Annotated in this window: 11 protein-coding genes and 3 tRNA genes; 5 read left to right on the forward strand and 9 right to left on the reverse strand. The window is 70.6% G+C overall.

Going from position 1 to position 12241, the window contains the following annotated elements; all coding sequences use genetic code 11:
* Positions 1 to 144 precede the first annotated feature (144 nt).
* The gene (locus I2501_RS10105) at positions 145 to 549 is read left to right on the forward strand and encodes a hypothetical protein (protein WP_196193523.1); all 405 of its coding nucleotides are present in this window, start codon (positions 145 to 147) and stop codon (positions 547 to 549) included.
* 49 nt (positions 550 to 598) lie between these two features.
* Here I2501_RS10105 and I2501_RS10110 read toward each other — a convergent pair whose 3' ends face one another.
* From I2501_RS10110 to I2501_RS10130, 5 genes are all read right to left on the reverse strand, one after another.
* A complete protein-coding gene (locus tag I2501_RS10110) occupies positions 599 to 1024 on the reverse strand; it encodes a cytotoxic translational repressor of toxin-antitoxin stability system (protein ID WP_196193524.1) in 426 nt (141 codons plus the stop codon).
* Positions 1021 to 1437: a prevent-host-death protein gene (locus tag I2501_RS10115; protein WP_196193525.1), complete on the reverse strand. Its 417-nt coding sequence runs from the start codon at positions 1435 to 1437 to the stop codon at positions 1021 to 1023. The genes I2501_RS10110 and I2501_RS10115 overlap by 4 nt, the downstream gene beginning before the upstream one ends.
* Before the next feature lie 164 nt (positions 1438 to 1601).
* Positions 1602 to 1675: transfer RNA gene (locus tag I2501_RS10120), tRNA-Phe, on the reverse strand.
* 27 nt (positions 1676 to 1702) lie between these two features.
* A tRNA-Asp gene (locus I2501_RS10125) sits at positions 1703 to 1776 on the reverse strand.
* 32 nt (positions 1777 to 1808) lie between these two features.
* Positions 1809 to 1881: transfer RNA gene (locus I2501_RS10130), tRNA-Glu, on the reverse strand.
* Between the two features lie 103 nt (positions 1882 to 1984).
* Between I2501_RS10130 and I2501_RS10135 the strand changes: the two genes are divergently transcribed.
* From I2501_RS10135 to I2501_RS10145, 3 genes are all read left to right on the forward strand, one after another.
* Positions 1985 to 2335: a metallopeptidase family protein gene (locus I2501_RS10135; protein ID WP_196193526.1), complete on the forward strand. Its 351-nt coding sequence runs from the start codon at positions 1985 to 1987 to the stop codon at positions 2333 to 2335.
* A 124-nt stretch (positions 2336 to 2459) separates the two neighbouring features.
* Positions 2460 to 2966 carry a hypothetical protein gene (locus I2501_RS10140; protein WP_196193527.1) on the forward strand — a complete coding sequence of 169 codons (507 nt, stop codon included), beginning with the start codon at positions 2460 to 2462 and terminating at the stop codon, positions 2964 to 2966.
* A gap of 236 nt (positions 2967 to 3202) precedes the next feature.
* The gene (locus tag I2501_RS10145; protein ID WP_196193528.1) at positions 3203 to 5398 is read left to right on the forward strand and encodes a DEAD/DEAH box helicase; all 2196 of its coding nucleotides are present in this window, start codon (positions 3203 to 3205) and stop codon (positions 5396 to 5398) included.
* A gap of 95 nt (positions 5399 to 5493) precedes the next feature.
* On the opposite strand, the gene I2501_RS10150 is transcribed toward I2501_RS10145, so the two are convergent.
* Positions 5494 to 7206 (reverse strand): serine/threonine-protein kinase, encoded by a 1713-nt coding sequence (locus tag I2501_RS10150; RefSeq protein ID WP_196193529.1) that lies wholly within the window; start codon positions 7204 to 7206, stop codon positions 5494 to 5496.
* A gap of 255 nt (positions 7207 to 7461) precedes the next feature.
* Between I2501_RS10150 and I2501_RS10155 the strand changes: the two genes are divergently transcribed.
* Positions 7462 to 8199 carry an FHA domain-containing protein gene (locus tag I2501_RS10155; protein WP_328806296.1) on the forward strand — a complete coding sequence of 246 codons (738 nt, stop codon included), beginning with the start codon at positions 7462 to 7464 and terminating at the stop codon, positions 8197 to 8199.
* A 113-nt stretch (positions 8200 to 8312) separates the two neighbouring features.
* On the opposite strand, the gene I2501_RS10160 is transcribed toward I2501_RS10155, so the two are convergent.
* The 3 genes from I2501_RS10160 to I2501_RS10170 all read right to left on the reverse strand — a co-directional run bounded on the left by I2501_RS10160 (position 8313) and on the right by I2501_RS10170 (position 12102).
* On the reverse strand, positions 8313 to 9455 hold the full coding sequence (locus I2501_RS10160) for a DUF4185 domain-containing protein (protein ID WP_196193531.1): 1143 nt from the start codon (positions 9453 to 9455) through the stop codon (positions 8313 to 8315).
* A 77-nt stretch (positions 9456 to 9532) separates the two neighbouring features.
* Positions 9533 to 9769 carry a hypothetical protein gene (locus I2501_RS10165; protein ID WP_196193532.1) on the reverse strand — a complete coding sequence of 79 codons (237 nt, stop codon included), beginning with the start codon at positions 9767 to 9769 and terminating at the stop codon, positions 9533 to 9535.
* Positions 9770 to 9816: 47 nt separating this feature from the next.
* A complete protein-coding gene (locus tag I2501_RS10170; protein ID WP_196193533.1) occupies positions 9817 to 12102 on the reverse strand; it encodes an AAA family ATPase in 2286 nt (761 codons plus the stop codon).
* Positions 12103 to 12241: the final 139 nt, after the last annotated feature.

A 12241-nucleotide genomic window follows, 5' to 3' on the forward strand; every position in this document is an offset into this window, starting at 1 on the left:
GTACCTGGCTTCCGGCCTGGGGTGTACCTGGCACCACCCCCAACTGGGCTGTAGGGGCTACCGACTTGGCGCGGCGAACCGAGCAGGCTGATCACTGTGCCCGACAGGCGTCGGGCCGGTGGTCGCACAGCCCGAGGGGGAGCCATGAGCACGGTGACAGCGCAGTCGCAGTCGCAGTTCGGTGCGGGCGCGGCGGCGCGAAGCGCGGGCAGGCGGCGGGGGTTGTCCGTGCCGGCGGTGCTGGTGGGGATGAGCATCGCGCTGATTCCGTGGGTGGTGCTGCTGGGCACGCTGGGGGAGTGGTCCTGGGTCGGGCTGGACGTGATGGAGCTCGCGGGCCTCGCCGCCACGGGCGCGCTCCTCCGCCGCGGCGACCGCCGCTACGCGCTGACGGCGAGCGCGACGTTCGTCCTCCTGGTGACGGACGCCTGGTTCGACATCACCACCTCCCATGGCCCGTCCCTCGCCCTGGCGTGGGTGCTGGCGCTGGCGATCGAGCTGCCGATCGCGGCGTTTTGCGCCCGGTTGGCGCTGCGGGCCGACATGTGAACTCGGTCTGCGCAGCCTCATGTTCGGGGTATCCGGCGCTTCTCCAGGTCTACGGGCCTTCGGTCCAGAACCGTTGGAGGCGCTCAATAGCTTCGGATTTGGTTAGCTTCGCGATCTCGTCCTCGGTGAGCCCGACACGGTTGATCAGCAGGAAGACCAGGTCTGCGGGGAGCGCCTGGCGCGGGGGTTCGGGTGCGCCTCGGCCAGGCAGGATGCCGTCCAGGACGCAGGGCCAGAACACGTCTTCCGTCACATCCAGTTGGTCGCGGAGGATGTGTGCCCACATGCCGGGCCCGTACGTTGTGCGGTCCACGGGGTGAGAGACCCGGGTGCGCAGGATGCGCCCGTCGGCGAGTCCGAGTTCATATGTCACGTGGTGGGTGCCGGTGCGGCCACGGGCATCGCGTACGCGCTCCCAGCGCTCGACTTTGCAGAACTGCTCATGCCGTTCGCGTGTCGGCTGAGGCCAGATCACTTGGCGCTCCCGAGCAGCCAGTCGCGTAGCTGCGTGTCGTCGCTCAGCCCGATCAGTTGGACGACTCCCCAGTTGTCGCGGTGGTTTGGCGCGTTGAGGAGTCGGTCCTGCCAGTCATCCGCGTACTCGCGCAGGGCGACAACCATCTCGTCGACAGCCTCGTCGAAGGTACTGCCGTCTGCTGCGACCGGCAGGCCGGGGAAGAACATCGACCAGCCTCCGTCCTCGGCCACGACCTCGGCGGTCGAGGGGCACAGCAGGGTGAGGGCGTGGCGCAGGCGTCCCGCGTCGACGACCGCCGCGTACTCGGTGTCCCTGCGGACGGTCGCGACCCGGCCTTGCCCTGCTGCGTCCAGCAGGTCCTTCAGGTGTGCTCGGGCTTCGGTGTAGCTCTCGTAGTGGACTGCTGTCATGGCAAGCCTCCTCGTCCGAGAACCAGAGTCGCTCCAGCCAGGAAGTACGTCAAGTACTTAGCGTACTCAGCCAGGCCGAGCCGTTGTCGTAGCGGTTGCCCGGGGATACGAAAAATGCCCCTGCTCGATGATCGAGCGGGGGCATTTCTGCTGGTCAAACAAGGTGGCCAGGGCCGGGGTCGAACCGGCGACCTTCCGCTTTTCAGGCGGACGCTCGTACCAACTGAGCTACCTGGCCAGGTTCTCTCTTGCGAGAGAGCCTGCGCGACTCCGACGGGACTTGAACCCGCGACCTCCACCTTGACAGGGTGGCGAGCTAACCAACTGCTCCACGGAGCCATGTGCACAACGTACATGCACGGGCAATGCCGTGCCCCCAACGGGATTCGAACCCGTGCTACCGCCTTGAAAGGGCGGCGTCCTGGGCCACTAGACGATGAGGGCGTTTGGACCCTCCCGGCTTCCTTGCGGCCGTCGGGGACGTTCAGAAGCATATGGGATCCGAGCGGGAACGCCAAAATCGATTACGAGGTCAGGGGCTTAGGGCGTGCTGGAGATGGGACGGGAGCGGTTCGAGGAGCTGGTCGGGGAGGCGCTGGACCGGATCCCGGTGGAGCTCACCCGTTTGATGGACAACGTGGTGATCTTCGTCGAGGACGACCCCGCGCCGGGCCGGTCGGACCTGCTCGGGCTGTACGAGGGGACGCCGCTGACCGAGCGCGGGGACTGGTACGCCGGGGTGCTGCCGGACCGGATCACCGTCTACCGGAATCCGACGTTGCGGATGTGCCGCAGCGAGGACGAGGTGGTGCGGGAGGTCGGGGTGACGGTCGTGCATGAGATCGGGCATCACTTCGGGATTGACGACCAGCGGTTGCACCAGTTGGGGTACGGGTGAGCGGAGGGGCGCGAGTCGCGCGGGCGGGTTGACGCGTGCGTGTCCTTTGGCCGGTGGGCGCGTTGGAGAGGGGAAGGGGATCGGCGGGACAGGACGCGCAGTAGAGGAAGCGGGGCCGGACGCGGTGGCAAAGGTCGAAGTGCGGGCGCGCCGGGCGCTCGCGTTCGTGGTGGTGGCCGGGGCCGTGGTCGGTGCGCTGCCGACGCTGGCCGGGTGCATGGAGGTGGGTCCGGCGACGGCGCCCACGGGGGCCGGTGTGCCGACGGCCGCGCCGGCGGGTGTGGGTGGCTCGCAGGACGGTGTGGCCACGCCGACGGAGCAGCCGCGGCACCGGGGCGGTGACCGCCCCAGCGCGGGGCCGGGCGTGAGCGCCCCCGCCGGTAGTCCTACGCCGGGGGCACGCCCCAGCGGCACGCCCTCGCCTCAGCTCGGCGGCCAGCCGGTCGTGGTCACCCCGCTGCCCAGTACCAGCGGTGTCCGGCCGACGCTGACGCCGCCCTCGCAGCCAAGCCCCAGCCCTTCCCGGGTGCAGCCGTCCACGCCGCCCCCGACCACCTCGCCTCCGCCGACGCCCTCGCCGAGCCCCCCGAGCCCCTCCGCCACCGCGTCCGGAGCGGCACTCCGGGCGTGATTCGGGGCGTGATCCGGGGCGCGAATTGGGGGTGAGGGGCGTGTGACTCGGGTCTCCGGTGCCTTGTTTGCCCCGAGTGCGAGGCCTGGGCTATCTTGGTAGATCGTTGTGTTCAATTTGCCCGGCGCTGGAAGATAAGGCGCCCTTGGCGCGTTCCGGCACTCCGTGGCTGACCGCATAGAGGCGGTTTGGAAACCTGCGGACCTTGGCGCGTGCCAATATCCGGAAGGTTTTTCATGTCCATCGTTGACGACGCCCGCTTCGCCATGCCCGAAAACGTCGAGGCTGCGGAGCACGAGGCCCTCATCGAGACCCCGGCTGACGCCGCCGACACCACTGACTCCGTCGACACCACCGACGCCAACTCCACTGACTCCGACGAGAAGACGGTCACCTTCGGCGACCTGGGCCTGCCGGACGAGATCGTCCGCACGCTGGCCAAGCGCGGTGTGACCACCCCGTTCCCGATCCAGGCCGCGACCATCCCGGACGCGCTCGCCGGTAAGGACGTCCTCGGCCGTGGCCGTACCGGCTCCGGCAAGACGCTGAGCTTCGGCCTGCCGCTGCTGACCCGCCTGACCGAGGGCCGCACCCGTGCCAAGCGTCCGCGCGGCCTGATCCTGGTGCCGACCCGCGAGCTGGCCATGCAGGTCTCCGACGCGCTGGAGCCGTACGGCTCGGTCCTCGGCCTGAACCTCAAGGTCGTCTGCGGTGGCACCTCGATGCCGAAGCAGATCTGGGCCCTGGAGCGCGGCGTCGACATCCTCGTCGCCACCCCCGGTCGTCTGCGCGACCTGATCGACCGCAACGCCTGCTCGCTCGAAGAGACCGAGATCGTCGTCCTCGACGAGGCCGACCAGATGGCCGACATGGGCTTCCTGCCCGAGGTCACCGAGCTCCTCGACAAGGTCCCGGCCGGCGGCCAGCGGATGCTGTTCTCCGCGACGCTGGAGAACGAGATCGGGACCCTGGTCAAGCGCTACCTGGTCAACCCGGTCACCCACGAGGTCGACCCGTCCGCCGGTGCGGTCACCACCATGACCCACCACGTCCTGGTCGTGAAGCCCAAGGACAAGGCGCCGGTCACCAACGCGATCGCCGCCCGCAAGGGCCGCACGATCATCTTCGTCCGCACCCAGATGGGCTGCGACCGCGTCGCCGACCAGCTGCGTGACGCGGGCGTCAAGGCCGACGCGCTGCACGGCGGCATGACCCAGGGCGCGCGTACCCGCACCCTCGGCGACTTCAAGGACGGCTACGTCAACGTCCTCGTCGCCACCGACGTCGCCGCTCGCGGTATCCACGTCGACGGCATCGACCTGGTGCTCAACGTGGACCCGGCCGGTGACCACAAGGACTACCTGCACCGCTCCGGCCGCACGGCGCGTGCCGGTCGCTCCGGCACGGTCGTCACGCTGATCCTGCCGCACCAGCGCCGCAGCACCTTCCGTCTGCTGGAGGACGCCGGTGTCGAGGCGACCCGCCACATCGTCGGCGGCTCCTTCGACGCGGACCTGGTCCGCATCACCGGCGCCCGTTCGCTGACGGAGGTTCAGGCCGAGTCGGCCGCGACCCAGGCCAAGCAGGCCGAGCGCGATGTCGCCTCGCTGACCAAGGAGTTGGAGCGGGCCACCCGCCACGCCGCCAGCCTCCGCGACGAGGCCGACCGTCTGGCCAGCCGCGCCGCCAACGAGCGTGCCGAGCTGGGCCTGGAGGACGAGCCGGTCGCGGACGCGACGGACGGTGCCGAGGCGGCCGAGGGCACCGCGGTCGCGGTTGCCGAGGCCCGCGACGCTGCCGACGCCCCGGTCGAGGTCGAGGCCCGCGCGCCGCGTGCGGACCGTGGCTTCTCGTCCCGCGAGGAGCGCGGCCGCGACGACCGTGGTGACCGTGGCGGCTTCCAGCGTCGTGACGACCGTGGCGGCTTCCGCCGGGACGACCGTCGCGACGACCGTGGTGGTTTCCAGCGTCGGGATGACCGCGGTGGCGAGCGTGGTGGCTTCCAGCGTCGTGACGACCGTGAGGGCTTCCGCCGCGATGACCGTCGCGATGACCGTGGTGGTTTCCAGCGTCGGGATGACCGCGGTGGCGAGCGTGGTGGTTTCCAGCGTCGTGACGACCGTGAGGGCTTCCGCCGTGACGACCGTCGTGACGACCGCGGTGACCGCGGCGGCGACCGTGGCGGCGAGCGTGGTGGCTTCCAGCGTCGCGAGGACCGTCCGTCCTACGGCGCGGGTCGCTCCTTCGGTGGCGACCGTGACCGTCGTCCGTCCTTCGGCGCCCGTCGCGACGACCACCGTCCGGCGTCCGGCAACTTCCGTCGGGACGACCGCCGTGACGACCGTGGCGGCTTCCAGCGCCGTGACGACCGTGGCTCCTCCGGCTTCCGCGCCGGTGGCTCCGCCGACCGCAAGCCGCGCTGGAAGAACTGACCTCGGTCGGGTTCACCGACAGGCAGCTTCACCGACAGACAGCTTCACCGACAGGCCGTCCCCTTCCGGGGGCGGCCTGTCCGCGTTTCGGGGGCTTACTGCATGACCGGGGTGTGGCCGTTCATGCCGAAGCGGGGCGAGCACTTCTCGTCGGACTGGTCGCCGATCTTCCAGACGCAGATCCACATCGCGTAGCCGGTGTCCGGGAGGAAGTTGGTCTTCGCGGCGCCGTAGGAGGCCCAGAAGCCGAAGGCCATGCCGCCGGGGCTGCGGTAGAGCACGGCCTGGCAGCTGTCGCCCATCGAGGTGTTGACCACGCCCGCGAGGTTGCCCGCGCCGTCGCTGTCCAGCCAGGCGGAGCAGGCGGCGTCGTTGGCGTACCAGTCGGTGTCCGCCTCGGAGCCGCGGACCTGTGCGGTGTCGTCGCTGCCGTTGATGCCGCTGATCGACGACGCGGTGGGGCTGGGGCCGGGCGCGGGAGGAGCGCTGGACGGGCCCGGACCGGGACCGGGGTTCGAGGTCGTGCCGGGCCCGCCCGGCGGGGTGGCCGCACCGCCGCCGGTGGCACCGCCCACGCCGTTACCGCCGCCTACGCCGTTGCCGCCGGTACCGCCCGTGCCGCCGCTCGGTCCGGCCGTGACCGTCGGGACCCCCGGCGACGCGGAGCCGGACCTGGTGGGGGAGGCGGTGGAACCACTCGGGCTCGCGGAGGACGACTGCGTCGTCCGGCCCACGGGCTGGAGGGTGTACGTCGCGCCGCCGGACGTCCCTTGGGCGCCGGGCTGCGTGGACCCGGGGAAGAACGCGAACGCGGCGATCGCGGCCAGCGCGACCACAACGGCGGTCGGCAGCAGGATCAGGCGCGCGCGCCGGCTGGGTGTGCGGACGGTCGGGGCCTCGGAGTCGGGCCCGGGCTGGGGCTCCGCATCCGGTGGCGGAACGGTGTCCATCTTGCTGACCGGCGTAGCGGCGAAGTCGCGTCGTGCGGCGATGCGGGCCATGACCTCGGACGGCCAGGACGGGCACGGGTCCGGCAGGTGCCCGCGCGCGGCCTCGGCCAACTCGTGGGCGGTGCGGCGGGCTTCGGGGTCGGTGGCGAGGCACGACGCGACGAGGGCGGCGAGGTCCGCGTCCACGGCACGCAGCGGTTCGACGTCGGGGACGACGCCGGGCGTGCGGCCCGAGGCCGCGTAGAGCAGGAGCGCTCCGAGCCCGTAGACGTCCGCGGGTGCGCCCACGTTCTCGTCGCCGGACTGCTGCTCCGGTGCCGAGAAGCCCTGGGTTCCGTAGCTGCCACCGCTCTTGGTGAGCCTTGCCTGGTCGGCGGCGCGCGCGATGCCGAAGTCGATCAGCTTCACGCCGTCGCGGACCAGCATCACGTTGCCGGGCTTCACGTCCCGGTGCACGATGCCGGACGCGTGCACGGCGTGCAGTTGGGCGGCGGTCTCGGCCAGCAGCAGCCACAGCGCCTCGGCGGGCAGCGGGCCGCGCAGCCGGACGGCCTCGTCGACGGTCAGCCCCGGCACGTACTCGGCGGCGAACCAGGGCCGGTCCGCGGTGCCGTCGCTCGCCAGCATCCTCGGCCCGACCCCGACCGGCACCCGGTAGAGGATGCCGACCTCGCGCTCGAAGCGCTCGCTGGAGACCAGTCGTGCCCGGACGCGTTTGACGGCGGCGTAGCCCCGGTCCGACACGCCGAGGTAGACCTCGCCCATGCCGCCGGTGCCGAGCACACCGATGACGGTGAAGCTGCCGATCTCCTGCGGATCGTCCGGGCCGAGCGGTTCGGCGATCGTGCTGTCCATCATCGGCAGGTCCCCCGACTGCGTGCACTCAAGGTTGACAGGCTATCAACAAGTCCACGGCCAGCATGGCGTGTTGACAGGCTTGGCGTGCGGGTATGCGGGACTTCGCACATCTTGGATACCAGTGCTTCGCACACTGTGTGAGGACCGGTCCCCATCGTGCCTTCGTACACTGGCGCGAGCCGAGCCGGAGGATGTGACATGGCGTCAGGAACCTTTCCACCCCAGATGTTGCCACCCGGGAGTCCCGCCGACCGAGTGCCGACGGCGCCGCCGGGAACGATCTTCGTACTGGGTCCGGAGGGCGGGTACGCGGTGCCGCCGCGCCGGTACACGTTGCTGTTCGGACGCGACCGCGATGACGTGCACGTGCCCGTCGGCGTCGACGACCCGACGGTCAGCCGTCGGCACGGCGTCTTCACCTGCACGGGCGCGGACGGCGACTGGTGGCTGGTCAACACCGGAAACCTCCCGATCGAACTGCCCGACGGCGTGCTGATGCTCACCGGGCACAAGCGGATCCTGACGGCCGGGTACACCCCGCTGGTGATCAACTCGTCCAAGCAGCGCTCCCATCTGGTGGAGGTCCGTCTGGTGGACGAGGACGACCGGCACCCCCGTTCCACGAGCAGCGCGGAGACCGTGGACCCGGAGACGGTCTACGAACTCTCGCCGCAGGAGCGGCTGGTGCTCACCGCGCTCTCCAGGCGCTATCTGGAGGGCCACGACGCGTTCCCGCTCCCGCTGCCGTGGGAGGACACCGCGCGTCTGGTCAACGCCTCGCCGTACGTGACCAAGTCCTGGACGTACAAGTCGGTGGCGAACACCGTCGAGGACGTCCGCGAGCGCCTGCACCGCCGGGGCGTGCGGGGCCTGCTGCGGGACGAGGTCGGCGAGCCGGTCGGCGCGACGCTCAGCGTCAACCTGATCAGGGAACTGCTGAAGACCGCGACGCTGAGCGCGCAGGACCTGGAGCTGCTGGCGGAGCAGGACTGAGCGGGCGTTGGCAGGACTGAGCAGGCGTTGGGCTCCCGGACATCGACAGGGCCCCGTGGACGGCTTGGAGGGCGTACCCACCCTTCGAGCTGCCAGGGGGCCCTGTCGTCACGTCAGGGGTTGATCCCGTCGAACTGCCGGACCCAGTAGGGCGGCTGGCCCACGGTGCCGTCCCACTGGGACACGATGAGGGTCAGCGAGTTGGCACCGGCGCTGCCGGGGTGGATGTAGCCGCCGTAGAGGTTGGGCACGGTCAGCGCGGTGACCTGCGGGTTCGGGGTGCTCCATACGGCGTCCGGGCGGGACGCGGTGCGCGTGAAGATGGTGCCGAGGACCGTGTCGAAGTAGCTCATGCAGTAGGTTCCGCCGATCAGCTTCACCGAGAACTCGCCGGTGTTGTTGCCGGAGAGGATGACTGACGGCGGAGCCGCCGTGGTCCACTGCCAGGAGCCGTCGAGGTAGGCCCAGTTCTGCTGGGCCCCGAAGTTCCCGTCGTGGAAGTCGCCCGGCTGGATACGGAAGAGCTGGATCGCTCCGGCGTCGGCGGTGTTGTTGTGGGTCCCGTTCCAGCGCTTCGAGAAGATGTAGAGCCAGCCGTCGGGGTCGATGCCCGCGAACGACCACATGCCGTACAGGGACTGGTTCACCCCGCGGGTGTCACCGTCCCAGTGGTAGGGGAAGTCGGTCCAGGTCGCGCCGTAGTCGTCGGAGTAGGCGACGCCCGACATGAGCGAGCCGTCGTACCCGGCGGGCGGGGACCAGGTGGCGACGGACGTGTACTGGATGTAGGTCCGGCCGCCGAACTCGATGCAGTCGTTGGGGATGCGGCTGACCTCGAAGCCGTACCCGTTGTCCGCGTTGTGGTTGTAGTCGAACAGCTGGGCGGCCGTGCCGTTCGGCTCCGCCCAGGTGAAGGAGATCGGGGTCGCGCCGGAGGAGTCGAAGCTGGCCTGGTTCAGCATCACCGGTGAGCCGAGGTAGGGGACGCCCTGCTGCATGCCCCGCCACGAGTCGCCGAAGACATAGCCCCAACTCCCGTCGTGCTCCCTGAAGTACGGAATGCCGAGGTCGCCGGAGCCCAGGCCCACCGCGCTCGCGGAGTCGCCGGGGTTGTCGCACAGCGGGGTGCCGCTCTGCGCGGCGGCGGCCGGAGTGGCGGCGGACAGCCCGGTGGCGTAGGCACCGGCGCCGGCCAGGGCGAGGCCCATACCGGCCTTGAGCACGGATCGGCGGTTGGGCCGCAGGGGACGGGACATGGATCAGGCCTCCAAGTGGGCTGGGGTTGCTTCCGGTTCGCGTGATTTACGTGTTGCTCAGTGCTGGGTGGCGGCGATCACCCTTCGTCGCCTTCTGCTTCAGGGGCGGCTGCGGTGTTCTGCGTGACGTGCATGACGCCGTGCTCGACGGCGAAGACGGTGGCGTGCCCCTCCGCGGAGTTCTGCTGGCGGAGTTGGGGCTGGGGCTGGTCCGGTTCGTGCTTCGTGGTCGTGACGTGGTTGTTGTCGCCGACGATCGCGGTGCCGGAGACATCGCCGATGCGGACGCTCTGGCGCTCGGGCTTTGCGGACATGGTGGCCTTTCGTCGTCATCGGTGTCGGTCTCGGTCTCGGGGGCGGATCAGGAGCCGCAGTCGCTCTGGAGGCTCTGGACGGCCGAGTTGAGGGAGTTGACCTGGCTCGTGTCGTCGAACGTGCTGTTCTGCGGGCCGTTCGCGAAGGTCTGGAACTGCTGCACCAGTTGCTGATCAAGAGTCAGGATGGTGTTGAGGTCCGACTGCACGGAGCTGGACTTGGCCTGGGACTGGGCCTGCTGCACCGTGGACGCGATCGCTTGCAGGTCGTTGATCTCGTTCTGGGCGTCGGAGCTCTGCGTGCTGTTGTCGGACGCACTCTGGAAGGCGGTGAAGTCGGAGTTGTACTGGCTGACCTCCGACGACCAGGTGGAGGCCATGGCCGTGCAGGCGGGATCGACGGAGGACTGGTTGGTCGCGTAGATCGTGGCTCCCACGCCCACGACGGCCACGGCGCCGATCGTGCAGGTGAGGGCGAGCGCCGACATGCCTCCCGCCTTGCCCGTCGCGGCCACGCCGGTGGCGACTGCGGTGTGGCCGCCCGCGCTCGCGGCGGCGTGCGAAGCGTGGGCGGCGGCGTGGGCCGTGTGGTGCGCCGCGTGGTGGGTCGCGTGCGCGGCGTGGCCGGTGTGGCCACTGTGGGGCGCGTGCGACGCGTGTGCGGCATGCGAGGCGTGCGAGCTGTGCGGGGCGTGGCCGGTGTGCGATGCGTGTGGCTTGGAGAGATCGATCTTCTTGGGTACGTGCACGGCCGAGGGGTGTGTGCCGGTCGCGTGGGCGGCGGCGGGGGGCTGTTGGGTGGCCTTGGTCAGGTCGAAGACCGGCCTTGCCATGTGCACCGGCGGGGTTACATGCACGGGCGGCGGGGTGGTGGGCGGCGGCGTGAAGGTCGGTGGGTTGGCCACGACGTGTGGTGCGGGGAGAAGGTGGATCGGCGGCGGGGTCAGGGCGGCTGCGGCGGTGGAGAGGTGCGGGGCGGCAAGCGCGTGCGCGTGCAAGGTGGCGAGCTCCTTGAACAGGACCTCCGCCTCCAGCACCAGGGCCGTGGTCTGCGCGGCACGGCCGATCGCCCGGCGCCGGGTGCGCGCCTCGTGGAGGAAGAACTCCTCGGCCTTCTTGTCGCCCGCGGTCCGCGCGACGGTCCAACCGGCGCCCAGCAGGCTGCCCCAGGCGTCGAACTGCCGGGACAGGGCCAGCTTCGGTGAGGCGGCACGGGCCAGGGCGACGCCGAGTTGGGCGCTTCCGCGCGTCTCGGCGCGCAGGACCGCGAGGTCGAGGGCTTGGAAGTGTGCCGCGACGTCGTCGGGGGTGGTGGCGGTGTCCTCCACCCAGGCGGTGAGCGTTCGGCACAGTGGATCGGCCGGGAACTCCGTCTTGCGGGTGCCGAGCACGCAGGCGGCGACGTCCGGCGGGCAGCCGTAGCCGGTCTCGGAGGCGATCAGCAGGCCGTGTCGGACCAGGCCGCCCGCGAGCGTGGCGGCGTCCGTCCGGCCGAGCAGGTCGTTCAGGTGTCGTGCGGCCAACTCCGCGCCGGAGAGCGAGCCGAGCAGGTGGAGCAGGTCGCGCTCCTCCGGTGCGAGCTGCCTCACCAGTGCGGGGAGCAGTTCGGGGAGGTCGGTGATGCCTGGCAGGCCCTTGCCGGTCTGGGCCGACATGGCGATGCGCCGGAGCTTGAGCGGGTTGCCCTCCACCGCCGCGCACAGCGCCTTGACGATCCGGGTCTCGTCCTGCCGTAACTCGCGGCCCAGCAGGGTGTGCACCAGCTCCGCGGCGGCGGGGGCCGTGAGTCCGGCGAGCTGGACCGCGTGGACGCCGCTGAGCGCGGTCGGTTGCTGCGAGGTGAGGACGAAGGTGGACTGCTCGGCCATGTCCAGGAGCCGGCGCAGGTTCCTCTCGTCGAGCCCGGCGTCGTCCAGGTAGATCCGCAGCTTCAGCGTTTTGAGGTGCTCCTTGAGCACCTCCGGCGACGGCTTGTACTTCGGCGCGTCGAAGCTGATGTCGAAGATGGCCTGCGCGATGTCGTCCGCGGTGCGTCCGCCGGCCTCGATGTAGGCGACGCCCTCGGGGCCGCGTGGCAGCGTGCGCGCCAGGTGGCGCAGCAGAGCGCTCTTGCCGACCCCGGACGCGCCCCAGACCTGCACCAACTGGCGCGTCTCGACGGCCGTCCGGAGCACCTGGACGTCCCGCTCGCGGCCGATCAGCGGATCGGCCACCGGGCGCGGCAGCTGGGAGATCGGACTGCGCCTGACCGGACGGGCGGTGATCTTCACGAGGTGCACGGTGTTGTTGTCACCGACGATCACCGTGCCGCCGGTCACGTCACCGACCTGCACGTACCCGGACCTGTCCCGCGTTTCGGTGTTCGCTCGGAGCGCCACTTGCTCAGGGTTCTCTGGCATCTGCTTTCCCCGTTCTTCCACGCCCGGGTTCCGGCGCCCGGTCATGTTGGCAGCGCGACCGAGGTGCAGACCC

It is taken from the genome of Streptacidiphilus fuscans (genome assembly GCF_015690355.1).
GTDB lineage: Bacteria > Actinomycetota > Actinomycetes > Streptomycetales > Streptomycetaceae > Streptacidiphilus > Streptacidiphilus fuscans.

Excerpts from the sequence above, each read along its gene's own strand:
- I2501_RS10105 (WP_196193523.1), top strand. The coding sequence starts at position 145 with ATGAGCACGGTGACAGCGCAGTCGCAGTCGCAGTTCGGTGCGGGCGCG.
- I2501_RS10115 (WP_196193525.1), bottom strand. The coding sequence starts at position 1,437 with ATGACAGCAGTCCACTACGAGAGCTACACCGAAGCCCGAGCACACCTG.
- I2501_RS10145 (WP_196193528.1), top strand. The coding sequence starts at position 3,203 with ATGTCCATCGTTGACGACGCCCGCTTCGCCATGCCCGAAAACGTCGAG.
- I2501_RS10150 (WP_196193529.1), bottom strand. The coding sequence starts at position 7,206 with ATGATGGACAGCACGATCGCCGAACCGCTCGGCCCGGACGATCCGCAG.
- I2501_RS10160 (WP_196193531.1), bottom strand. The coding sequence starts at position 9,455 with ATGTCCCGTCCCCTGCGGCCCAACCGCCGATCCGTGCTCAAGGCCGGT.
- I2501_RS10165 (WP_196193532.1), bottom strand. The coding sequence starts at position 9,769 with ATGTCCGCAAAGCCCGAGCGCCAGAGCGTCCGCATCGGCGATGTCTCC.